At 50.1% G+C, this 25,461-nt stretch carries 8 protein-coding genes, 1 other RNA gene and 3 pseudogenes; 5 read left to right on the top strand and 7 right to left on the bottom strand.

Going from position 1 to position 25,461, the window contains the following annotated elements:
- The first annotated feature begins 307 nt into the window (after positions 1–307).
- The 3 genes and pseudogenes from uraH to GC128_RS15940 all read left to right on the top strand — a co-directional run bounded on the left by uraH (position 308) and on the right by GC128_RS15940 (position 4,356).
- Positions 308–709, top strand: a complete 402-nt coding sequence (uraH, locus tag GC128_RS15930) for a hydroxyisourate hydrolase (protein WP_151995141.1) — start codon at positions 308–310, stop codon at positions 707–709.
- 34 nt (positions 710–743) lie between these two features.
- Positions 744–1,277, top strand: a pseudogene (locus tag GC128_RS23375) (phage polarity suppression protein).
- 326 nt (positions 1,278–1,603) lie between these two features.
- Positions 1,604–4,356, top strand: a pseudogene (locus tag GC128_RS15940) (TrlF family AAA-like ATPase).
- 51 nt (positions 4,357–4,407) lie between these two features.
- Here the strand turns inward: GC128_RS15940 and GC128_RS15945 are convergent.
- The 7 genes and pseudogenes from GC128_RS15945 to smpB form a co-directional block, all read right to left on the bottom strand.
- Positions 4,408–4,944, bottom strand: a pseudogene (locus GC128_RS15945) (integrase arm-type DNA-binding domain-containing protein); the annotation flags it as partial.
- A gap of 204 nt (positions 4,945–5,148) precedes the next feature.
- Positions 5,149–5,511, bottom strand: a transfer-messenger RNA (tmRNA) gene (gene ssrA / locus GC128_RS15950).
- A gap of 57 nt (positions 5,512–5,568) precedes the next feature.
- Positions 5,569–6,732, bottom strand: coding sequence for an HlyD family type I secretion periplasmic adaptor subunit (locus tag GC128_RS15955; protein WP_151995152.1), 1,164 nt, complete (start codon positions 6,730–6,732; stop codon positions 5,569–5,571).
- A 7-nt stretch (positions 6,733–6,739) separates the two neighbouring features.
- Entirely contained in the window at positions 6,740–8,926 is a 2,187-nt protein-coding gene (locus GC128_RS15960) for a type I secretion system permease/ATPase (protein ID WP_151995145.1), read from the bottom strand.
- Entirely contained in the window at positions 8,923–10,329 is a 1,407-nt protein-coding gene (locus tag GC128_RS15965; RefSeq protein WP_151995146.1) for a TolC family outer membrane protein, read from the bottom strand. The genes GC128_RS15960 and GC128_RS15965 overlap by 4 nt, the downstream gene beginning before the upstream one ends.
- A 225-nt stretch (positions 10,330–10,554) precedes the next feature.
- Positions 10,555–23,148 carry a BapA/Bap/LapF family large adhesin gene (locus GC128_RS15970; protein WP_151995147.1) on the bottom strand — a complete coding sequence of 4,198 codons (12,594 nt, stop codon included), beginning with the start codon at positions 23,146–23,148 and terminating at the stop codon, positions 10,555–10,557.
- Between the two features lie 792 nt (positions 23,149–23,940).
- The gene (gene smpB / locus GC128_RS15975; RefSeq protein WP_151995148.1) at positions 23,941–24,423 is read right to left on the bottom strand and encodes an SsrA-binding protein SmpB; all 483 of its coding nucleotides are present in this window, start codon (positions 24,421–24,423) and stop codon (positions 23,941–23,943) included.
- A gap of 154 nt (positions 24,424–24,577) precedes the next feature.
- Between smpB and GC128_RS15980 the strand changes: the two genes are divergently transcribed.
- Positions 24,578–25,015 carry a type II toxin-antitoxin system RatA family toxin gene (locus GC128_RS15980; RefSeq protein ID WP_034457334.1) on the top strand — a complete coding sequence of 146 codons (438 nt, stop codon included), beginning with the start codon at positions 24,578–24,580 and terminating at the stop codon, positions 25,013–25,015.
- The gene (locus GC128_RS15985; protein ID WP_151995149.1) at positions 25,005–25,295 is read left to right on the top strand and encodes an RnfH family protein; all 291 of its coding nucleotides are present in this window, start codon (positions 25,005–25,007) and stop codon (positions 25,293–25,295) included. The genes GC128_RS15980 and GC128_RS15985 overlap by 11 nt, the downstream gene beginning before the upstream one ends.
- The last annotated feature ends 166 nt before the right edge of the window (positions 25,296–25,461 follow it).

Raw genomic sequence — 25,461 nt, forward strand, 5'->3', positions numbered from 1 at the left:
TCTGGCGGGGTGCAAATCCCGGCTGCGGATTTTGCCGCAGCGGCGCTGACTATAACGTAAATCGGAAGTGTTAACCAACCCGCTAACAGACGGAATGCGAGCTGTTTTCCAAAGAATTTTTATGAGTTTCATGAATTACAGACTATCCACGCGCTCCTTTTAACCCTTGATAATTTCCTTACACCAGGGCTGTCGCTGATCAAAGCCAATTTCAGTCTCAAAGGCGCAGACATATAACAAAAAGTTTAATTTTATTATGTGTGTAGGTTCATATAATCCGTTAACAAATCTACAACAGGTTAACGCAATGAAAATCTTAGCGGCTTCAATTCTCTCCTTGATCAGCTTCAGTGTACTTGCAGCACCAGAAGGCACTCTTAGTGTTCATATTCTCAATCAACAGACTGGTTTACCTTCCCAGGGCGTAGTCGTTGAATTGGACAAACAAGAAAGTTCTTCCTGGAAGCATCTCGCGACTTCAAAAACGGATACCGGCGGCAGAATCAAATCACTTTTCCCGGACAATGGTGATATGGAACCAGGCATCTATAAGGTGACCTTTAAAGTGGGGGATTATTTCAAGGCAAATAATCAGGAAACATTTTTCCCGTCAGTTCCTGTAATTTTCAACGTCACTAAGACGAATCAAAAGCTCCATATCCCTTTATTGTTGAGTCAATACGGTTACTCAACTTACCGGGGTAGTTAAGATCAATTATCGTTAATTGTTTTTGAGTTTATGTATGGCCACTGGCATTTGCTGGTGGCTTTTTGTTTTATGGGAAGGGTACAAAGCACAAATCACAGGCACAAAAAAAAACGCAAGGCTTGTGCCATGCGGGCTTCCAGGACTTCCACGGACGACTCTGGTAATCGTTGAGGGAGAATTTTGGTGGGCGGCGGGGCGTTATATTCGCTCTCATGAAGCGGTACAGCACACCAGTATTTGTCGTTCACTCGATGCATTTATGAAGTAAAACGGGGCAGCACTGATCAGTACGCTGGCACCGGAATTAATGGGGATTAATCAGCTTCAGGCTTTAGTCCGTGAGATGGCCATACGGCGAGCGACGCATTACGTCGGGGAAGCCCTGCGGGATTATCTGGCGACCGGCCCGGAAATTCATTACACAGCGGAAAACAGTGACATTTTGAAAGCCATCGGATTCAGGCCTGATAAGGCTTCGCGGGCTGATACTCAGCAGAAATATACACCGGCACAAAACCATGTTTACGCGCACCGGCAGGCAGAACTGAGCCAGCAACCACCCGCATAAAATCGACCTGAAAACCCGCCATTTAATTCAATTAAACCATGCATTACGGAGCATGGTTTTGTATGTAAAACCCCGTATTTTTCACACCTCATTACCCCAGAGCTGGCGCGGCTCGGGGTGTTCATGCACCTGCATTAAAACCCACCCATTAAGCGGGCAGGCGTGGCGGGGATAGCATTGCGCGCACGTGCTTATTACTTTTTTTCTATATTTTTGGTAGGAGATATCAAGTGGTAAATAGGAGTAAAGTAGATAACAAGTAAACCCTCAGAGTTCCTACTCAAATAAAATAAGTACTATCAACTTGTTAAGAAAAGGAGTCTTCTATGCAGCAAATAGGTTCGAAATGGTGGAAATTTGACTTCCACACGCACACTCCTGCGTCAATGGACTACGGTAAAGCTGATCACCAAATAAAACAAACCATGACCCCAAGGGGGTGGTTATTGGATTACATAAGCCATGGTATTGAATGTATAGCTGTCACTGACCATAATTCAGGAGGATGGGTTGATCTCTTGAAATCAGAGGCAGATAAATTAAGAGAGGAAGGATATTCGATTTATATATTCCCTAGCATAGAAATCACTGCTCATGGCAATATACATATATTAGGTATTTTTGACCCAGAGAAAACATCAAGCTATATATCACAACTTATTGGTGCTGTTGATTATACTGGTACAGAAGGAGACAGTGACGCGGTAACGGAAAGTAGCCCACAACAAGTTATAGACATAATAATTGACCGTGGCGGCGTAGCTATTCCAGCTCATATAGATAAAGCTAGTGGCCTTTGCTCCGTTCATTCATCAGGAGCAACATTAAAACAAATTTTAACAAATGCGTCTGCTGTTGAAATAATTAGAACTCATGATGAATATGAAACTATTCAGCCAGGTTCAAGTCCGCTACGAGGATATGTTTCACTGAGCACTAATTTACCAGAAATAATTGGCTCAGATTCTCATCACCCAAGCACAGTTGGTAGAGCTTTTACATGGATAAAAATGGGGATACCATCCATTGAAGGATTAAAACTTGCCTTATTTGATGGTATCGACTCTTTAAAAAGATCTGATCAATTCCCTGACTCACCAAATATCTTTGCGGAAAACCGAATTACATCAATTAAAGTTAATAAAACTAAGTACTGTGGCCGCAGCAATGAATTTTCAATACAATTTCATCCTTGGTTAAACTGTATCATCGGAGGTAGAGGTAGTGGTAAATCAACAGTTTTAGAGTTTATGAGAACTGCTTTAGGAAGAGAAAACGAGCTTGAACAACTATCTTCCAATAAAGAAATGTATAGCTCTTATCAAAAACTTGCCAAAAAAGCAAAAAATCGAGAGGATGATGGTGTTTTTCTCGATGAGAGTAGTATTCAAATAGAATATTTAAAAGGGGAAAATAGATATCGTTTAGATTGGACTTATGCTTGTCAGCAAGTATCCATAAATCGTATAGAGGATCATAATATAATCCCTGAGGAAGGGGATGTAATATCTAGGTTCCCTGTTAAAATCTTTAGTCAAAAACAAATATATGAAATTTCACGCTCCCCAAATTATCTTTTAAATCTTATTGATGAGTCTAGTATTGTAAATATAAATGACTGGCAATATACATGGGGAAATGAAGTAAACACACTCTCTCAGCTAAGAAGAGAGGTCAAAGATCTCAGAGCCAATATTTCTACTAAGACACACTTAACTGGACAGCTAAATGATGTTAATCAAAAGATAACCTCTATTGAGAGATCTAGCCATGCGAGCATTCTCGCGAACTATCAAAAAACTTTGAATCAAGAAAGTACTATTAACACCTTCACTTCAAAAAATATTGAATTCTTTGAAGGTCTAATAGAGCACATTACACAATCAAAGCCTAATTCTTTTAGTGCAAATCCATTACTCTTCAGCAATATAAATGAATTAGAAGTCCAAGGTAAAATTCTTGGAATACAACAAATAATTGAAGATACAATTCGAGCCGTTAATAGCGTAGTCGAAATAACAACGAAAGAAATTACAGACTTACTTGAGTGGTATAATTCTTGCGCACTTAAAAATGAGATCACTACTCATCAAAACCAATACTCTGCACTAATGGCTACATTACAAGTCAGCGGTGTTAATAATCCTAATGAATATGATTCTTTGATCACTACGAGAAAGCAACTTACCGAACGATTAGATAAGATAAGTGCTGATGAAAAAACCATTGAGAAAAAAAAGGGAGAAACAACTGAAAGTTACAAAAGGTTAGTAGAACTACGAAAAGAACTTACATCTCGCAGAAGGCAGTTCCTCATAGATATAAATAATAATAATGCTAACTTCAAAGTAAGTGTGGATTTTTGTGCAGATAATCAATTTCTCGAAAGTAGTTTCAGGAACTCAATTGACAAGAAAGATACAACATTTAGCAATGAAATCTTTAATGAGGATGAAAATGGTTTTTTGAACTTATTAAACTTTCAAATCAAAGAAATATCAGAGAACATGGATGGAATAATCCAAAAAATACAAAAGCTAAAAAATGGTTTTTTTGAAAAAAGCTCAAATACAATTCTTGATGTAAAGTTAAGCAAACGATTCTTTGATTTTAAAAATGAACTAACAGATGAAGTAATTACATCTCTTATCTGTTGGTTCCCTAGTGATGCAATTACTGTAAAATATAATGATGGAAGACGATTTAAGGATTTGTCACAAGGTTCTGCAGGCCAAAAAGCTGCAACTGTTTTAGCATTCTTACTCTCATATGGTGATGATCCAATAATTTTAGATCAACCTGAGGATGATTTAGACAATCAATTAGTTTATGATCTTATTGTAAAAAAATAAAAGAAAGTAAAAATAAAAGACAAATACTCATCATCACTCACAATCCTAACATTGTCGTTAATGGGGATTCTGAACTAGTCATTTCATTAAGTCAGCAATCTGGTACTACGGACTTCCTTTCTCTGGGGGGTCTACAAGACCGTGAAGTAAGAAAAACAATTTGTGATATTATGGAAGGAGGTAAAGACGCATTTAGCCAACGTTATAGAAGGATTATTACAGCTTAATGTATGGGTCCCCTCTTATTTCTAAGAGGGGACCCATAGGTAATACTTATACATTATGTGAATTGTTATTTCTTGCAAAATCATATGGTGTTCGTGTTTTCCACTGGCATCCACGACTTTAATTGGCGCTAAGAGATTGCTGGTTTTGAGTTTACGAATATCAGCAGAGCCAATATGTGGGAAAAGATACAGTTCCAGATAACGGAGCACACGCGAGCTATGGTATTCACCCCACAGCTTATTACTAGCGTGCCATTCGCGCGCAATAGTTTCAAAGGAATAGGCACCTGAGGTTTCGGCTTGGGCTTCCTTCTGTTCAGCTTTGGGATCTATCCCTTGAACCAGGAGTTTTATAGCTCCATCGCGTTTTGCTCGAGCTTCGGCAAGAGCGATAGTAGGCCAGAAACCAAAAGCTAATCTGTCTTCTTTCTTGTCCACTTGTCGCCGGTACTTCATGCGCCAGTAGTTAGATCTTTTGCTCGTCACCTCAAGATACAAACCGCCACTATCATGAAGGGTGAAGTCTTTCTCACGAGGTTTTGCTTTGAGTATTTCATTGTTAGTGAGGGGGCGGGTTAGTCGCGCCATGGCTGGATTCCTTCCATAATTGGTACACCTTGCTAGGCCTACAGCATGGCGTGTACCTAAACGTGTACCAATTCTCTCTGGATTCAGGCGGATCTTCTCGGATGGTTGCGGACAAATCATAGATACAAAAAAGCCCGCAGGGCTTACGCCATGCGGGCTTCCAGGACTTCATATCAGGCTCTGGTGACCATCAACAAAGAATTTTGGTGGAGCTGGGGGGAGTTGAACCCCCGTCCGAAATTACTACGCCGTCGGTACTACATGCTTAGTCTATCTTTACATTCGCCGGGCAACTGCGGGTAGACACGCCATTACCAAACTATCCTGATTAGTTTTAGTGCTTCAACCCCAGGCAAGGTTTACACACGATCTCTTTTGGGTTTGACTTCTCTTGATCCCCGTCTTAAGAGCGGAAGCTAGGGAGAGAAGGCTCTAAGCAGGGTATTAAGCTGCTAGTGCGTAGTTTTCGTCGTTTGCGACTATTTTTTTGCGGCTTTTTACGAGGCAAACCGCCCCTCGGCATGCACCTTGGGTTTCGCGAATCCCGTCGAATCCAGAATCAGCCCCACAAGTGTTTTGTAAGTATAACAGAGTTGTAGCTTCACTTACTACCCCTCATCCCTGTTAACGCTCGCGCAGTGCTTCCCGGGCGCGGTTAAATGGTTTAATCAGGTAATCAACGATGGTTTTTTGCCCGGTTTTGATATCGACAGTGGCAACCATACCTGGCGAAATTGAAAAATGGTGTCCGGCTTTGTTCACCAGGTAGTCCTGTTGGGTGCGTATAAATACCCGGTAGTAGACGATTTCAGGCTTAACTTTGTCCTGAATGGTATCCGGGGAGATAGTTTCCACTTCGCCTTCTAATCCGCCGTAAATGGCGTAATCGTAAGCGGTGACTTTCACCAGCGCGCGCTGGCCCGGGTGGATAAACGCGATATCGCGCGGCGAGAGGCGAGCCTCAATCAGTAGATGGTCATCAATCGGGACGATTTCCATCATTTCACCGTTGGGCGGGATAACGCCACCGATGGTGGTTACCTGGATATTTTTCACGATGCCGCGCATTGGCGAGCGCACCGTCATACGGCTAACCGAATCTTCCCGGCCTTTGATAATGGCAGAAAGCATGTCCACTTCAGCGTTTGCTTTGGAAAGCGCCTCGCGCGCTTGCACATAATATTGTGAGCGCAGGTCCGTGATTTTCAGTTGCAGGTCGCTTTTTTGCCGCTGCAAACGCAGCACTTCCACGTTACTGGCCGCGCCACTTTTCGCCAGCCGTTGGGTGATTCCCAGCTCTTTATTCACCGATACCAGCGCATCTTGTATATCCGCTGTAGAGTCATTGAGTTGTGCGCGGCGGCTTTTATACAGGCGCATTTCAGAAGCGGTGAGGTCCGGCCAGGCTTTGAGTGAATCAGGGAAGACCAGCGGGAGATCGCTCACTTCCGCATTAAGTCGCACGCTGGAGGCAAGCGATGCGCGATAACGTGCGGCACTTTCGCCAACATTTGACTCTGAACGGGTGGGGTCAAGCCGGGCAACAATTTGCCCAGCCTGAACTTTGTCGCCTTCATGCACTAACACTTCGGTGACGATACCGCCGTCGAGCGACTGGAGTATTTGTTCGCGTGAACTGGGGACGACTTTGCCTGTACCGGTCGAAACCTCATCAAGGGTGCCAAACCACGCCCAGACGCCGAGCAATATAAACAGTAAAACGCTGAGAGTGATAATGCGGCTTGCACCGGAAAACTCACTTTCCCGCTGAATATCGGGGTCGTCGATGGCGACATCACGCTGACTGGTTTTCATTTTTCCACTCCCGTCCGTTTGCTTGCCCGGTAGCGCGACTGTTACTCAGTGCCTGCGCTTTTGGTGCATCCATCACCAGTTGTCCTTCCTTCAGAACCAGTACACGTTCTACCAACTCCAGCATCGGCACCCGGTGTGTGGCGACTATCAATGTGCGATTACCGAGCCATTGCCCCAGGCGCTGAATAAATTCGCGTTCGGTATGGTCGTCAAGGGAAGCTGTGGGCTCATCGAGCAACACAATATTGGGTGAGCGTAATAACATGCGGGCCAACAGGATTGACTGACGCTGGCCGCCCGACAGCCCGGTGCCGCCTTCCATAATGGCGTGGTCGAGTCCTTTTGGCAGGTGTTTAACAAAGTTGCCTGCACCGCTAATTTCAAGCACCTCGAAGATGGCTTCATCGCTGGCATGAGGTGCACCAAGGGTAAGGTTTTCACGTAGTGTGCCGTAAAACAGCCGAGCGTTCTGGCTCAGGAAACCGATATTGCGCCGCAAATCAGCCATATCAATTTGCGTCATGCTCAGATTGTCGAGGCGCACGTCGCCGCTGACTAAATCGACACCGCCAGCTAAAGCCTGCAAGAGCGTGGATTTGCCCGCGCCGTTACGGCCCAATACTGCCACTCTTTCCCCTGGCTGAATCTCTAAACGAGTGATGCGTAGAGGAATGCGTTGGTCGTCGCTGTGGTAGCGAAACTGCGCGTTTTCAAACAGGTAATGGCCGTGAAAGATATCCTGGTGAACGAGGCTTTCGTCGCGCTGAGTTTCGACAGGCAACTGCATAATACTGTCCAGCCCTTGTTTCGCGGCTTTGACTTGTTGCCAGCGAGCGAGCACGCCGCACAGGTTTGCCATTGGCGCGATCATGCGTGACGCGAGCATAGAGGCAGCAACCATTGCACCGGTTGTCATATCGCCTTCAATGACCAGCGGCGCGCCAAACAGAATCACCGCCGCGTACACCAGGCTTTGAATGGTTATTCCCCAGCTAATCAAACCTTGTGAGAGTTGGCGAGTGCGCAGGCCAGATTCTGCCGTAATGCGGATGTAGCTGTTCCACTGCTGCAAAAAGCGGTTTTCAGCCTGCATTAGTTTTATATCTTCCAGCCCTTGCACGCTCTCTACCAATACCGCATTGCGTAAGGTGGATTCATGCGCCGACTGGTTGGCAAGCATGGCCAATTTTTTTTGCAGCAGAATACCTGGTAACACCATCAGAACCGCAGCGACGGGGGCTATCCACGCCAGTTGTGGCGCGATGATCGCAAGAACGATGATAAACATGAAAAAGAACGGTAAGTCGACGATCGTCGAGATCGTCGACGATGTGATCATTTCGCGGATCTGTTCTAGCTCGCGAAGCTGAGAAATAAAGCTGCCGGTGGAGCGGGGAACCGCGCTGTTACGCAGGCGCAACGCATGGCTGAAAACTCGGTCAGAAACGCGCATATCTGCACGTTTGCCGAGTACATCCATAATATGGCCACGTGCCACGCGCAGCAAAAAACCAAATACCACTGCCAGCATTACGCCGGAGGCGAGCACATAAAGGGTCGGATAAGATTGCGCGGGGATCACCCGGTCGTAGACCTGCATCGAGAAAATAATGCCCGAAAGCGACAACACGTTGACGAGGAACGCCGCGAACATCACCGGGCCGTAGGGCCGCCAATCTTGCATCACCAGTTGTTTTAGCCAGTCTGGGCTAAAGCGCGAAATATACGCATCTACACGGCTATCTTTTAATGCCGAGAGTGGGCGCAGGGCGGCAACAAAGCGGATTTGCGGCAAGAGTTCGCTGAGTGCCACCCGGTTGGTCTGGCGGTCGTTATCAATCACGCAGATATCAACAGTATCCTCACCGTCAAAATGTTCAATAACCGCCAATTGCCCATTTTTTAAGTCCACGATAACGGGCAGTCGCCATTGTGCGATAGCGAGTTCTGGGGCGCTTAATAGATGAAAAGAGAGCCCCGCCTGGCGTGATAATTGTGTCAGGGCCGAAAGCAGGCCCTTATCTTTAAACCACGGCGCGTTAGCCTGAATAGTGCCTGGCGAACATACGACGCGATAGTGTGCAGCAACATGGCTGATTGCGTGCGCCCAGTTGCTCAGTGCTTGTTCGGTAAGTCGTTCATCAACTGGTGGGGGTATGTTGCTCATGGCTGGATCTCCAGTGACTGGATGGTGCGATGTTCCAGACCAAATGCATTGCGCAACCGGCCGCTGTTATACAGACAGTTGAGCTGCAATTGATGAAGTTGACTGAGTGTCTGCTGCTGAGCGAAACGCGCCTGGAAGACTTCCTGTTCGGCATTGAGCACATCGAGCAATGGGCGTGAGCCTAAACCGAGATATTGCTGTTGGTACAACTCGCGCGTCTGCGCGCTCAACTCTTCCTGGCGTTGTAAAACCTGAATTGCCCCCATCAGGCCAAGAGCCTGGCTACGCGATTCCATAAGCTTCTGGCGAATATCAAGGCGTGCGCGCTGAACGCCGGATTGCGCCGCTTCTACCGCATGGCTTGCGGCGTTGCGCCGTGCCGTGAGTCCACCCCCCTGGTAAAGCGGCATTTCCACTTTGATAAAGGCGGAGTATTGGGTGCGGTCGAGCACTTCATGGCTGGCGTACTTATCATTCAGATAATGCTGAACCTGCGGTTCGAGCGAGATAGTTGGTGTCATCTGTGCATTAGCGTAATCGAGGTTAGCCTGTGCAACGCTTGCCTGTGCCCAGGACGCCAGAACAGCTGGCACCAGCCGGTCGTCCGGTTTGGCAACATCGCAGCTTTTGCTGAGTTTGTTCGGGAATTCGTTGCTGATACCGTTGAGGCTATTCCATCCCAGCCAGCTCATTAACGTGGCCTGGGAGCTGTCGAGGTTGGCCTGGTACTGAATCAGCTGCGAGCGGGCGGATTCAATACGCGCATTGGTTTGCACCACGTCTGACATTGACGTGGCCCCTTCATCATTACGCTGCTGGGTCAAATGGCCTATTGCACTCAAGGCATCTAACTGTTCTTTGGCAATATCGACCATTTGTTGCCACATCTGCACCTGAACCATGGCGACGGAGGTATCGTGTCCGACGTTATCAATGCTGACCAGCACGTTGGCTTGTTCCTGCGCAACGCCCGCGCTTTCGGCGCGCACCTGGCTTGAAACTTTGCCGAAGTCGTAAAGCATCTGCGAAACCGACAGCACCAGCGACGGGCTAAATCCGCTGTCGGTGTAGCCGTTGCTGTAGCCATTGTTCATGCCCGCCGTAACCTGCGGATAGTATTTTGATTTTGCGACGTTGACTTGTTCCGACTGCCCGGCGAGTTTGCCGATGGCTTCATGAATGCCTGGGTGCCAGTTCACCGCGCGATTAACCGCATCGTTGAGGGTGAGTGTGCCGGGCGCAGGGGCGTTTAGCGGCAGAGAAGAAGAGCCGTCAAGAGAGGGGAGTTCATGCTGTTGAGCAAGTCCCTCAGGCGTAATGAATTGTTGAGTATCATCGGCATACGTTTGGGCTACACACAGGCTGCATGCCAGCCATAAAGCGATAGGCTGTAATTTTCCCATAATTTATCCCTATTAAAAATATACCCTTCATACTTCAAGTTGTTGGTGCGTTGGCTGCTCGCCTTCGCCCCAGTCACATAGTTATCTATGCTCCTGGGGACTCACGCGCTTGCCGCCTGCCTACAACTCGAATTATTTTGGGTATAGCTATTGTTTTTTTGGTATGCCACGAACATTAATCCACCATTTTCCCGGGCGTCTTTGCGCCCGGGTTATTCTTGGCTATCAGGTAATAATGTGGTTCTGCTGCACCAGCTCATCAAGCGTGACGTGTGTGCTCTCCAGCGTGACCAGTTGGGTTGGGCTGTGCGTTGCACCTGTACCGTCGCGGTCGATAGAGATGATCGTACTGGTACCGTTGTAACTAACGCTCAAGTAGTTGGCGATGTTGGATGTTGCCGGGTTCCAGCCGGTAAGCAGGTCGTGGATATTGATTTTGTCGCCATCCGCCATATGGAAGTCCTTCCAGGTATCAGCACCATTGCCACCCGTCGAATTTGCGCTGTTTAGCAGGTGATAAACCAGGGTGTCGCCGTAGACCGAACCGTTAATCACATCGCTTTGCGCGGTGCTGACAAACTGCGGGTTCATGTTGATGGTTAACGTGGCGCTGTCGGTGTGGCCGTTCTGGTCATTCAAGCTGTAGGTGAACGTTTCTTTGGTCGTTATCGACGCCGGGTTAATCCCGCTGTTGAGCGTATAGGTATACGCCCCGTCGATGCCGATTTGCAGCGTGCCGTAATGCCCCTGAATCGTGGCGGTGGCGCTGCTGTTGGTCAGTGGATCAAGCGTAGTGGTGCTGCCGTTAATGTCGGTAATGCTCAGCAGTGTATGAACCGTTCCCAACTGGTCAATCGCGCCAGAGGAATCCGTTCCATCGTACAAGTTGCCGTGAATGGTACTGACGCCCTGCGTTAGATAATTATCCAGATCAATGGTGGTACCGGTGACGGTTGGGGTGATGGTGACCTGGCCTGCCGCCAGTGCCCCCATACTCCCGGTGTAGTTCAGCGTATAGGTGCCAGCCTGCAGATCCAGCCCGGCCAGGTTAATGTCCGCCACGCCGCCTAATAACAGACCGCCACTGAATGTGCCGCTTCTTATCACGGTTCCTGCGCTGTTGGTGATATTCCAGTCAACATTTAAACCGCCCAGTGACAACAGCGATTGCACGGTAAAGTGCAAAGCGGGGTTGTGCAGAACATCGTTGGCGCCGACGACGAAAGTCCCTGAGCCATTACCAGATGATGAAGCCAGCAGTTTTGCCTGCCACGACGCCGAACCTACCGTGGTATCGGAGTAGCTGGCGGTGGTTTGTGCGGTGTTGATGAGCATCGCCGTGCTGATATCGTCAATCGCATTAACCAGAGTCGGTGTCGCCGTGACGTTCAGCGATGCGGTGTCGGTGTCCCCATTTGGTGCGGTGACGGTGTAGACAAAACTGTCCGGTGTTTTAATGCTGTCAGCGCCGACACCCGCATTCAGTTTGTAGGTGTAGTTGCCGTTGGCATCAATGGTCAGTACTCCATATTCGCCATTAATCGTCGTGGTTCCACTGGCGGCAACGGAAACCCCATTCACTTGGGTGATATGGCTACCCACCGGGGAAATATCATCCTGCATGACGTTACCGGTCGTCGTGGCGCTTAGGCTTTCCACAGCATAGGTATGATCTTGCAGGATATTCAGCGTATAGCCCGTCAGCACCGACACGCCGCTGGCGTTATTGAGCAGGAACAGATATTCACCGCCCGGTAGCGTTAACGTTAATTGCCCCGATGTACCGCCCAGCAGCGGGGCAGTAAGCCAGGTTTTTTGTACCTGGTACTGCTCAAACTGCTGGGTGACGTCGTTGAATTTGTAGATATACAAATCGAAGGTAGACAGTAAAGCCACCCCGCCAACACTCGCCTGTATCGTCATGGTGCGTGTCGAACCTTCATCCACATCGAAGATTATCGGGTTGGTCATATTGGCGAGTAAATTCGCGTTCAACACATTGCCCACGCCAATGCTAAGCACTGACAAACCATTTTGCGATGATGCGCCGTGGTTTACAGCTTCCACATCGGTGCTGTAGGTCAGTGCCGCGGTGTTATCTGTTGCCGTTACGGTGCTGGCTGGCCCGCCATTACCGAGTGTGACCACCAATTGCGCGGTGTCGCTGATACCGTTTTGGGTGATGGTGTAGTTGAAGTTTTCGGTGTGCCCGAGTACTGCCGCCGTGGTGTTATTCAACGTGTAGGTGTAACTGCCGTTCTGGTTGATATGCAGAGTACCGTACAACCCATTGATATCAGCGCCACTCGCGCCAACAGCCAATACTTGCCCCTGTGCGTTAGTGACCGATGTGACAACGGTACCTGCCGGGGCGGTATCCTGCCCACCGCTCGGGTCGATATCTGTTATGACATTCCCCTGATGCGATGTTTCACCCGTCACAACACCCGGGCCAACTTGCTCAACGGCGACGTCGAGACTGGTTAGTGAACCGGTCGCCAGCAGATTCGTGTTGTAACTCAGCACGCGATAAGTGCCTTCAGGCAGGTTATCGATTTTGAACGTAATGCCGCTGGCCCCAATGGTTAACAGGTTGGCAAATTGAGCCTGCGATGAGTCGTAAACGGTGGTCCATGTACCGGTGCCGGAATCGAACCGTTGAACGGCCACTTCCAGCGAGTTGAGCAGCGTCAGCACTATGCCGGTTGCGGCAGCTTCAATCGTGATATTCCCAGTTCCTGCGCCAACGTTAAACTGGACCTGCGCCGTGTCACTGCCGAGCACCTGTACTGAGTTGCCCAGCGCACCGACTAACAGAACGCCATAGTCGTTGTAATGGACCGGTGGCGAGACAGTCGCAGTGCTGCTCAGTGCCAAATCGATAACGTTGTCATTGGCGGCCAGTGGCAGATCCGGCGCGGTCGCCGTAATGACCGGCGATACGTTGCCTGCTGCATCCGTGGCTTTGATGGAAAGAATTTCACCGTCAATCTGGCGCGTGGTGAGCGGAGCCGTCCAGGCACCGCTGCCGTTGGTGGTCGCCGTGATGGTGGTGACGCCGTCTGCCAGAGTGACAGTGACGGTGCTGTTGGGTTCGGCGGTGCCGCTTATCGTATTGCCATCGACACTGACGGTCGCGGTTGGTGCCAGCGGTGCGATGGTGTCAACGATGACGGTGACCTGGGCGGATGGGCTACCGGTGCCGTTAACGTTGGTCGCGGTGGCCGTGAAGTTGTGTGAACCTTCGGTCAGTGCAGATGGGGTATAGCTCCAGGTACCGTTAGTTGCCACGACGGTATCCATCAACACACCATTGTTATAGATACTGACGGTAGCACCTATGTCAGCCGTGCCGTTGAGCGTTGGCGTGGCATCGTTGGTACTTTGCCCGTTAGCCACGGTTCCGGTCACAGGGGCGAAGTCATCCATCACACTTGTAATGACAGGCACACCCGGTAGAGCGGTATTTGGTGCGGTAAATCCTACGGAAGCTCCGAGGTTACCTGCGCTGTCCTGAGCGAATGCAAGCAGGGCCTGTGAGTTGGTTTGCGCAGGCGTAATTGCCACGCTGAAGCTACCCGTACCGTCAGCTGTTGCTGTTCCGAGGACGGTTCCGCCGCTGGTGGTAATGGTCACCGTGCTCCCCGCTTCAGCAGTCCCAGTTACGGTCGTGCCTGTCGCGTTAACGGCTAATCCAGTTGGTGCACCTGGCGCTGTGGTATCAACCACAATCGATGAAGACTGCGAAAGGGCGCTGGTGTTGCCCGCGAGGTCAGTAGCGGTAACGGTAAATGAGTGGCTTCCTTCGGACAGGGGCTGCGTTGGGGTATAAGCCCATGCGCCGGTGCCGCTGGCGGTGACGTTGGTAACAAATACACCTTTGTCATAAATAGCGACGGTCGCACCTGCTTCAGCCGTACCGTTAAGTGTTGGCCTATTGTCATTGGTAGCCTGGTTGTTGGCGAGAGGGTTGTTAAATACCCCTCCTGCTACATCATCAACAATCGAAGTGATTACCGGTGTCGTTGGCGCGGTGGTATCGACCGTTATCGCAAATCCTGCTGATGCGGTACTGACGTTACCTGCCGCGTCCGTGGCGGTGATGGTGAACGTATGTAAGCCCGCGGTAAGCGGCGTGGTCGGCGTAAAGGTCCAACTGCCGCCAGCAGGAACCGTTACGGTGCCAATCGGTGTGCCGCCATCGAGGATGGTAATGGTCGTGCCCACTTCACCCGTGCCGCTGATCGCAGGGCGCGCATCGTTAGTGACTTGCCCATTTGTGAGGTTGGCGTTAAACACGCCGCCTGCCACATCGTCATACACAGTTGACAGCGCAGGTGTTACCGGTGTGCTGGTATCGATTGTCAGTGTGAAGCTGCCAGAGACTGCCCCGACGTTACCCGCCGCATCGGTGGAGGTTGCCGTAAAGATATGCTGACCATCGTTCCGGACTGGCGGTGTATAGCTCCAGGTGCCCGTCGCGCTGGCAGTAACTGTGGCGAGAAACACGCCATTGTCGGAAATACTCACTATCGAGTTGGCTTCTGCCGTCCCGCTCAGCAACGGCGTGTTGTCGTTGGTCGACTGCCCATTGACCAGTGCGCCGGTGACCGGGCCGACATCATCAAACGCCTGAATAACAATCGGTGCCGTTGGTGCAGCCGTATCGACGACGATATTGAAAGTATTAGACGGTGCGCTGACGTTGCCTGCGCTATCCGTTGCGGTCACGGTAAATGCGTGGTTGCCGTTAGTGAGTGGTGAACCCACTGGTGGCGTAAAGTTCCATGTGCCGTCTGTGGCGCTGGCGTTAACGGTGCCAATCAGTGCGCCGTTGTCGTAGATTTTTACGCTCGCGCCGTTTTCTGCCGTTCCGCTGATCAGTGGCAGGGTGTCATCAGTGGATTGGCCGTTGGTTAAATCACCTTTTTCAGTACCCACATCGTCTGCAATATTGGTAATAGCAGGAGTACCCGGTGCGGCCAAATCAACCACCACGTTAAAGATGGCCGATGGCGCACTTACGTTGCCTGCGGCATCTGTTGCGGTCACGGTCAGATTATGTGAACCGCTACTTAACGCTGTTGGTGGGGTAAAGCTCCAGGTGCCACCAGAGCCAACAGTTGCGGTGCCAAGTGGAGTAGGGTTACTGCCATCGTAAATTTTGATGGTGGAACCCACTTCTCCCGAACCGGTGATAGCAGGGCGCGTTTCGTTGGTCGGCTGGCCACTGGTGATCGGCCCAATATTTGGCGCGGTATTATCGGTGACGGTCACAATCAGCGGCGCGGTTGGGGCGATAGAATCCACGACGACCGTGAAGGTGGAAGATGGATTACTGATATTCCCGGCGGCGTCAGTGGCGGTGACGGTCAGGCTATGGCTGCCCTGGCCGAGTGCGTGACCACTGTCTGGTGTGAATGACCAGTCACCGGTTGGGCTTGCGGTGGTCGTGCCGAGGACGGTAGTGCCATCTTTGATCGTGATTATCGCGTTCGCTTCACTGGTGCCGCTGATGGCCGGTTGCGTGTCTTTGGTCAGTTGGCCGTTGGTCAGAGGGTTGTCGACACCTACTTGAGTCTGATCATCTACAACCAAAGTAATGGCAGGCACCACCGGAGCTGCCGTATCAATGACGGCATTAAAGGTGGTTGCCGTGCTGACGTTGCCCGCGGTATCCGTGGTGATAATGGTCAGATTGTGGCTGCCATCAGTTAGCGCTGGGTTCGGGGTGAAGTTCCAGTTACCTGTGCCATCAACCAGGGCAGTACCGATAACCTTACCGTTTTCACTAATGGTGATAGTGGAATTCGGCTCGGCTGTTCCGGTAAAGGTTGGTGTGTTGTCATTGGTCGGTACGCCAGAAATGACTGGGGCAAGTGTTCCTACGTTGTCAGTGACACTGCTGATCACAGGCGCTGTTGTGAGCGTATCAACGTTTACCGAGAAGCCAGCAGAAGGTGCACTGGCATTACCGGCCGCATCAGTTGAAGTGACGGTTATCGGATGCAAGCCCTGGCCCAAATCGGTGGTCGGCGTGAAGGTCCATGTGCCTCCAGTGCCGACTACGGCGGTGCCGATCGACGTGCCATTATCAAGGATCGTGATAGTTGACCCAACTTCACCGGTGCCTGTGATCGTTGGGCGAGGATCATTGGTGGCCTGACCGCTGTTAACGGTTCCAGTGATTGGGGCTACATCGTCAGTGACGGATGTGATAACCGGAACCGTCGGTGCGTCTGTATCTACGATGACAGTAAAGGCAGGCGACTTGCCGCTGGTATCAAGGAGTGTGTTCTGGCTGACGGCAAACGTATGCGAGCCTTGGGCCAGCGCTGCTGGGATCTGGTAGCTCCATGTGCCTGAAACAGTGGCAGTCACGGTGGCAACTTCTGCACCATCCACAAAGATATGAACAGTTGCGAGAGATGCAGCGTTTGAGCCATTCAGTGTCGGCGTGGTGTCGTCGGTTGTTTTTCCGTTGGTGATATCTCCGGTAACGGTACCTACGTTATCCACAACATGGTCAATGGTTGGTGGTTGAAGGGTGAGCGCGAGAGTTGTATCAAAGCCTGCTGATGGGCTTTGGTTTCCTGCAATATCCTGCGCTATCGCTATCAGCGATGTGCCTGGTAACTGGGCAGGCGACAGAGTGATAGCCCATTTTCCATCGGCATCAGCGATGCCACGGCCCAGCTCCGTTGTACTGTTACTGATGATGACAGTACTGCCAGCTTCGGCAGTGCCGCTGGCAACTGTGCCACCAGGGACTAAAACAATCGGAGCCAATGGCGCAACAGTATCAATGTGTAAAAGAATGGGGTTCGTTGATGCCACCGTATTCCCGACAGCATCGGTAGCACTAAAGGTAAACGTATGATCGCTTACGCCAGCCGGGAGCGCTGTCGTTGGCGTGAAGGTCCAGGTGCCATCTGTACCCACAATTGCGGTGCCAATTGCCGTGGTTCCACCATTGTCGTAAATAGAAACGGTGCTGCCAGCAGTGCCTGTACCGTTGAATGTCGGAGTCCTATCGTCGGTATAGCTGCCATTCACCAATGGCGTTTGAATCGTACCGACATTATCAACAATCTCTGTCACCACTGGGGCTGCGATCGGCGTGGTGTAGACGGTCAGTGTAAAATCGTCTGAAGACGCGCTGATGTTGCCCACAGCATCGGTTGCCGTTGCAGTAATTACCTGCTTACCGTCCTGAAGTGTTGTTGTTGTAATCGTCCATGTTCCTCCAGATACCGTTGTGGTCCCGATAACTGTGCTGCCGCTATACAACGTAATGGTATCGCCATCTACACCAGTGCCATGGAATGTCGGCGTGCTGTCGTCAGTGATCCCTCCGGTAGACAGCGAAGCCTGGACTGGGCCGACGTTATCGTCAGCAGAGACAATGGTTGGGGCAGCGGATGCTGCGGTATCCAGGGTGAAAGCAACCGAGCCAGACGGCTGGCTTTTGTTACCCGCAGCATCAGATTCGATAACGCTAATTGAATGGTTTTGCCCGGAGATAGGCGTTTGCGGCGTAAAGCTCCAGGAACCATCCGCCCTGACAGTCGTCGTGCCAATGTCTGAGCCATTATCGCGAATGGTGATGGTATCGCCCACACTCCCTGTTCCTGAGATGGTTGGTGTGGTGTCGTTGGTGCTGCCACCATTACTGATATTGCCCAGAACGGGAGCCTGGTCGTCAGTGACCACCGGGATGCCCGGAGTGGCTGGCACTGTTGAGTCAACTGTCAGTGTGAAGCCAGCTGAAGGCAGACCGACGTTGCCCGCAGGATCGGTCGCAACGGCGGTCAGGGTATGTGAGGTTTCGCTCAACGCTGGTGAAGGTGTAAATGTCCATGTGCCGCCAGCAGGAACAGTCACCACACCAATCGGCGTGGCACCACCGTTATCATAAATATTGATTGTTGCCCCTGGTTCGCCACTACCGGTGAGCGTTGGGGTTCCGTTTTGCGTGCTGCCCCCGTTGACCAGTGGCGCTGACTGATTAGCGACTTCACCTTGAGCGCTGATAATTAATGGCGCGCCAGGCGCAGTTGTATCCACAGTCAGGGTATAAGAGTCGGCAGGGCTTGCATTGCCAGCAGCATCGGTGGCGATAGCATTAAGCGTATGTGGCCCTTCGCTCAATGGCTGCGTCGGAGTGATGCTCCATTTCCCATCGGTTCCTATCGTCACGCTGCCGACAGGAGTCGTGCCATCGTACAGAGTGATAGTCGAACCCACATCTCCGGTGCCGCTCAATTGTGGGCGGGTGTCATCGGTTGCGTTATCTTGGGCCAGCTCCCCTTTGACCGTGCCGACATCATCCTGAACTGAATTAATGACAGGGGTAGCGGGTGGGGTAATGTCCACGTTAATGGTAAACCCGGCTGAAGGGATCGTGACATTACCTGTAGCATCTTCAGCAATGACGGTAAATGTATGGCTACCAACAGGTAATAATGTTGGGGTGTAACTCCATGTTCCTGACGAATCGACAGTCAGCGTGATGAGCGGTTGTGTGCCATCTAAAAGAGTGAGGATTGAACCGGGTTCACCGGTACCAGTGATCGTCGGAGTTTGATCGTTTGTCGAACCATTATTCAGGACCGGGCCGGTAATTGTTCCTGCATCATCGTTGACCAATGTAATAGTTGGGGCCTGCGGCGCGATAGTGTCGACAACCACGTTGAACGCGGCTGCGGGACTTGTGTTATTTCCAGCATCAGTTGCAGTAACTGTCAGGTTGTGTGAACCCTGGGAAAGTGCAGTTGTGGGGATAAAACTCCACACCCCCCCGGCACCTGCGGTTGTGCTACCCAACAATAAGCCGTTGTCATAGATCTTCACGGTCGTGCCTTCTTCGGCTGTGCCCTGAAGTTCTGGTTTGCTGTCGTTGGTTGTTTGGCCGCTGGTGAGATCACCCGTGTGATTGGCAAAATCATCAATAACGTGTGTGATAACCGGTACTAATGGTGCTGTTGTGTCCGGGGCATCAACAGGTGCTTTAGGACCGAGGTTACCCGCGTTATCTGTTGCTGAAACGCCGAGTATTTCGCCATTGGTTTGTGGTGGGGTAATCGATACGGTAAACGTGCCATCGCCTCCCGCAGTACCACTTCCCAATTCAACGTTGTTAGCATCGGTAACCTTAACGGTGCTGCCTGGTTCGGCACTCCCGGTGACGACTGTACCTTCTTCATTTACATGTAAATTTGTTGGGGCATCAGGTGCGGTGTGGTCTTGTGCCACGACGGTAGCACTTGGGCTGGTGTTATGAGCGGTATCAGTTGCAGTAACCAGCAGCGGTTGGCCGTTGAGTTGCGCAGGCATGAGCGGGGTAACGTCAAAGTCACCGTTGACATCAGCCGTGCCCGTACCCAATACCACGCCTTTACTGTCTTTGACGGTGACCGTGCTGCCAGGTTCAGCATTACCTGTGACATGTTCGCCATCGGCTGAAACCAATAAATTGGTTGGTGCGAGTGGAACGGTGTGATCTTCTGCAATAACCGTAGCATTAGGACTTTGATTTCCAGCAGCGTCAGTTGCGGTAGCGCCGAGTGTTTCCCCATTAAGCTGTGGCGGATCGATGGTAACGCTAAATTTGCCATCAGTGCCGGCTGTAGCACTACCAATAGGGTCACCGTTACTGTCAGTTATGGTGACAGTACTGCCAGCTTCTGCGCTACCGGTGACGACAGTGCCATCGGCCGAGACATCCATACCATTTGGCGCTAGTGGCGCCAGGGTATCAACAACAACGGTAAACGCAGAGGATACGCCACTGGTACCGCTGCTATTTGTCGCGGTTAAAGTAAAGACGTGTTGGCCGTCGAGTATTGCTGGTGGTGTGTAATTCCAGTGGCCAGTTCCGTCAACCGTCGCGGTTCCAGAGAAAATACCGTTGTCATAGATTGTTACGGTACTTCCTATTTCCGCCAACCCGCTTAGCGTCGGGGTTTTATCATCGGTTGATTGCCCGTTGTTTAACGTGCCGGTTATTGTTCCGGCATCGTCGGTAACGGTGTCCAGCTCCGGCACGGTTGGGAATTGAGAGTTAGAGGCAGTAAAAGGCGTATCAGGTCCGGCGTTACCTGCTGCGTCCTGAATATGGGCGCTCAGTGATTCACCGTGTGTCTGCGCAGGAGAGATATTGACAGTAAATGTACCGTCGGTGCCGACTAGTGCCGTACCCAGCAACGTATTACTTGCGTCAAAAATGGCGATTGTGCTGCCCGATTCGGCATGCCCGGTCACCGTTGTTCCGTTCTGGCTAACGCTATCGATAACTGCGGCTGTTGGTGGGGTGAGGTCAACCGTAAACGTTGGGCCGGTGACGAGCTGGCTTTTATTGCCTGCAGCATCGCTTTGCTGCACTGTCAGTGCATGCTTGCTCTCCGTCAGTGGCGTGCCTGGTGTGAAACTCCATTTACCATCATTGCCAACCGCAACCTGGCCAATTTGTACTCCTTTGTCGAAGATCGTAATGGTGTCGCCCGATTCCCCCGTACCGGTAAGCATTGGGCGGGTGTCATTGGTCACGCCATTATTGGCGATAGGTCCCGTAACTGTGCCTGCGTCATCCAATAGCTCGGTAATGATCGGGATGCTCGGCGCAGTGTGATCGGGTGCCGTGACGGAGCTTTGCCCGCTACTGTTGCCAGCAGGATCGGTAGCCGTTGCTTCCAGTGTTTCACCGTTGACCTGTGGTGGGTTGATGGTGACATTAAATTTGCCATCAGCGCCGGTTGTAGCGCTGCCAATAGGAGCACCATTGCTATCGGTTATGGTGACAGTACTGCCTGCTTCGGCACTACCAGTGACATGCGAGCCGTCGTCTGAAACAACCAGACCTGTTGGGGCTGTGGGGGCTGCTGTATCAATTGCAACGGTGAAACCAGTCGAGGTTCCGCTGGTGCCGCTGCTGTTGGTTGAGGTTAAGGTAAAGACGTGTTGGCCATCAGACAGCGCAGTTGGAGTGAATGTCCAGTGCCCCGAGCCGTCAGCCGTCGTGCTTCCTATCGATACACCTTTGTCATAGATGGTCACTGTTGTGCCAGCTTCAGCCGTTCCGCTTAGCGTCGGGGTTTTATCGTCTGTAGCCTGCCCGTTTGTTAGGTTGCCAGTAATTGTTCCGGCATCGTCAGCAACGGTAACCAGTACCGGCACGGTTGGGAAATGGGAGTTAGATGCATCAAAGTTGGTATCTGGCCCGACATTACCAGCGCGATCGTGAATGTTTGCCGTGAGTGTCTCACCGTGCGTCTGAGCAGGGGTGAGGGTAATAGTAAAGCTGCCATTGGCACCCACTACTGAGGTTCCAAGCACAACGTTATTGGCACCTGTGATAGTAACTGTTGTTCCAGGCTCGGCAGTTCCCGTTACTTTGGTGCCATCCTCGCTCACATTCGTGATTTTGGCAGCATCAGGAGGGGTGTGGTCGACGATAAATGTCGGACTGGTCGTTGTTTTACTGACGTTACCTGCAGGATCGGTTTGAATCAGAGTGATGGTGTGATTGCCGTCGGCGAGCGCTTGAGTTGGGGTGAAGCTCCATTTTCCATCACTGCCAACCGTGATCTGAGCGATCTGAATGCCGTTATCAAAGATGGTGACTTTGTCACCTGCCTCGCCGGTGCCGTGGATTATTGGCGCTGTTTCATCGGTATATGTACCGCTAACGATAGATCCTTTGATACTTCCGACATCATCTTGTAGCTGATCAACGGCGGGAGACTCGGGTGCTACGGTGTCGATGGTAATCGTGTAACTTGGCGAGTGAGTACTTTCACCCTTGGCATTGGTTGCCGTAACACTAAATGAGTGAGAGCCATCAGATAGCGCGGTGGTTGGGGTGTAGCTCCAGTTGCCGCTAGCATCAACGACTGCGGTGCCAATTTCTTTGTCGCCATCATAAATATGAACGGTTGTCCCGGCCTTGCCTGCGCCCTGAAGCGTTGGGGTATTATCGTTAGTAGATTGAGTTTTCGGGACGTTGCCTAGTACTGGTGCGACGTCATCCACCACATTGGTGAGTGTAGGTGCATCCGGTAATGGAATATTAGGTGCAATGACCGTGGCATCAGGGCCTGTGTTTCCGGAAGGATCGGTAGCATGAGCTGTCAGATCTTCACCGCTGATCTGTGGGTTTTTTAGCGGGATAGTGAAAGTGCCATCGCTGCCAGCGGTGCCTTTTCCGATAATTTGACCACTAGGATCTGTAATTGTCACCGTGCTGCCAGGTTCAGCTTTGCCTGTGATCGTTTTACCGTCTGCTGAAACATTTAAATTTGTTGGTGCAGCAGGGGGAGTGGTATCTGTCGGCGGCGGTGTTGGATTCGGTTCACCTTGATTGCCAGCACCGTCCGAGTTATCACTGCCACCACCGCCTCCGCCACCACCTGCGGCCAGAGCAATGCCCCCAGCAATGGCTACGCCACCTAAAACCCATGGCCAAATAGCGGCACCGCCATGGTTTTCTGCACCCGTGGCAACCATGAGATCATCAATACTGTTGATATGCTCGAAGTGAAAAGCCGAATCTGTATCCTGTACCCACCACAAAGCACCATGGCTGTCTTCGAGCACCAGTTGGTTGCCACCTTGATCGGCGTAAGCATAGAAATTTTTAACGGTAATGACTTCGCCGTCACGAAGAGTGATAACCATATCCTGGTTAGTTCGAGCGATGCTGGCGATATCAGAGCGTTCGGCTTTAAGTTCGACAATAGAAGGAGCTGTTAGCGTAATTTCAGAGGCTTCAACATTGTTCGTTACGCCAGTAAGTTTTGAGATGATTGATATTGAACGCATTGTTATCACTCCATTCGGTGTGAACAGGGGTAGTCTTTAGAAATGCTTAAGCTTGCAAATAATTTCCCCGAGACAAATTGTTATAGCAATCTCACGCATTTATAAAATTTAAAGCGAACGAATCCGGACATCAGAATATTGACGACTAACATTATTGGAATGTGTTTGCTTACTACCGGGCTATCACTTTATTTAAATGTAAAATTCATACTTTTGTATCATTTCCATTCGGGGATAATGAAGATATAGACAGGAAAACATGAAAGCGCAAATTAAGGGACGCTAAGTGAATGTTTTAGAGTTGGTTAATAAGATTTTTTTCCTAACGACTCGCCAGTGATCTATGAATTTTTGTTATAACTAAAAAAAGATGGCTATGGCTGTAGTTGTTTGATTGTAAGGTGTTTTTTTAAAGATTGGAGGGGGTGCTTGTCCATTTATAAATGTTCCATCATCAATTATATAATATCCATTGTATTGGTGTGGTTATTTGTGTGTGGGTAATTAATTGTTTTCTTTGGCGAAGTAAAACATGTTCGTGGAAACGGATTTTTTATAATTTATATATTAGTCTGAAAGGGAAAATATGAAATATATACTGAGGTTTTTTCTGAGTAGCACATTTTTAATAAGATCGAAAAATCTATTTTTTAAAATGATTGCTTGCCGGAACTAATTTCTTTCGGAGAAGATGTATTTTAAATGAATTATTAAGGAAGCATTAGTAGGGGTTAACAGTACTGGCCCTGTGCTGCAAGGACCAGTAAAGATTTCTGAGAGTTATAGACGTGATTATCGACCAGCATGTTTCATAATGCGCGCTTTATCCACCGCCCATTCTTTGTCTTTCACATCATTACGCTTGTCGTGTTGTTTTTTACCTTTTGCGACGCCGATTTTCACTTTGCACCAGGCGTTTTTCCAGTACATCGACAGCGCCACAACGGTATAACCATCTCGGTTAATACGGCCGTAAAGATTATCCAGCTCACGTTGGTTAAGCAGGAGTTTACGGGTACGCGTAGGGTCACAGACCACATGGCTTGATGCCACGTTTAACGGGGTAAAGTTTGCGCCAAACAGGAACGCTTCGCCATCGACCAAAATGACGTAGCTGTCACCGATGTTGGCTTTCCCTGCACGTAGCGATTTTACTTCCCAGCCTTGTAGCACGAGGCCCGCTTCAAACTCATCTTCGATAAAGTATTCATGGCGGGCGCGTTTGTTTTGCGCAATGGTGGCTGAACCTGGTTTGAATGCTTTTTTCTTTGTCATAGTGCTGCTCAGTATAAGTAATCCAGGAGTTCAAATACACCCCGCTTCGCTGCGAGGATGAAGGCATATCTTAGCACGGCTCTAGCCTAAGAGTTTTTCTTTGCGTGATGATAAATGTTATTATTTGCCCGTTTTGTGACTCTCAGGAAATGCTATGCCTCAGATTACCCGTACTGCGCTAGTGCCTTACAGCGCGGAGCAGATGTATCAATTAGTGAACGATGTGAAATCTTACCCAGATTTTTTACCAGGTTGCACAGGCAGCCGGGTGATTGACGCGTCGCATGATCAGATGACGGCGGCGGTAGATGTTTCTAAGGCGGGTATCAGCAAGACCTTCACTACGCGCAATACGCTTACAAGCAATCAAAGCATTCTAATGCATCTTGTCGATGGCCCATTCAAGTCATTGATGGGGGGCTGGAAGTTTACGCCGCTGAGCGCTGAAGCATGCCGTATCGAGTTCCAGCTTGATTTTGAATTTACTAACAAACTAATCGAACTGGCGTTTGGCCGTATCTTCAAGGAACTTGCGGGGAATATGGTTCAGGCGTTTACCGTTCGTGCCAAAGAGGTCTACAGTGTCGCCTGAAATTAAGGTCGAAGTCGTTTACGCGCTACCGGAAAAGCAGTACTTGCTCAAGGTACGACTGGCGCAAGGCAGCACTGTTGAACAGGCTATTGCCGCATCGGGAATTTTCGAACTGCGCACGGATATCGATTTGGCAAAGAACAAAGTAGGTGTTTTTAGCCGACCGGTAAAACTCACCGATACGGTTAATGATGGCGACAGGGTGGAAATTTATCGACCTCTGATCGCTGATCCGAAAGAGCTCAGACGCCAGAGAGCTGAAAAAGCTGCTCAGAAGTAGCCAAAAAAAAGGTGCCGATTGGCACCTTTTTTATTGGTTATGACCCGTCCTAAATAGCGTTGACACATTTAACTCGTACTATGAGGAAAATGTGATGAACCAGTACGTTAAACGCACGCAACGCGATTACCCTCTATCCTTTAAATTGGCCGTTGTCGAACAAGTC

Origin of the sequence: Buttiauxella massiliensis (assembly GCF_902500225.1) — a bacterium.
Classification (GTDB): domain Bacteria; phylum Pseudomonadota; class Gammaproteobacteria; order Enterobacterales; family Enterobacteriaceae; genus Buttiauxella; species Buttiauxella massiliensis.

Bases quoted from the DNA above. Each gene is read 5' to 3' on its own strand.
- smpB (WP_151995148.1), bottom strand. From the start codon at position 24,423: ATGACAAAGAAAAAAGCATTCAAACCAGGTTCAGCCACCATTGCGCAA.
- GC128_RS15960 (WP_151995145.1), bottom strand. From the start codon at position 8,926: ATGAGCAACATACCCCCACCAGTTGATGAACGACTTACCGAACAAGCA.
- GC128_RS15980 (WP_034457334.1), top strand. From the start codon at position 24,578: ATGCCTCAGATTACCCGTACTGCGCTAGTGCCTTACAGCGCGGAGCAG.
- uraH (WP_151995141.1), top strand. From the start codon at position 308: ATGAAAATCTTAGCGGCTTCAATTCTCTCCTTGATCAGCTTCAGTGTA.
- GC128_RS15970 (WP_151995147.1), bottom strand. From the start codon at position 23,148: ATGCGTTCAATATCAATCATCTCAAAACTTACTGGCGTAACGAACAAT.
- GC128_RS15965 (WP_151995146.1), bottom strand. From the start codon at position 10,329: ATGGGAAAATTACAGCCTATCGCTTTATGGCTGGCATGCAGCCTGTGT.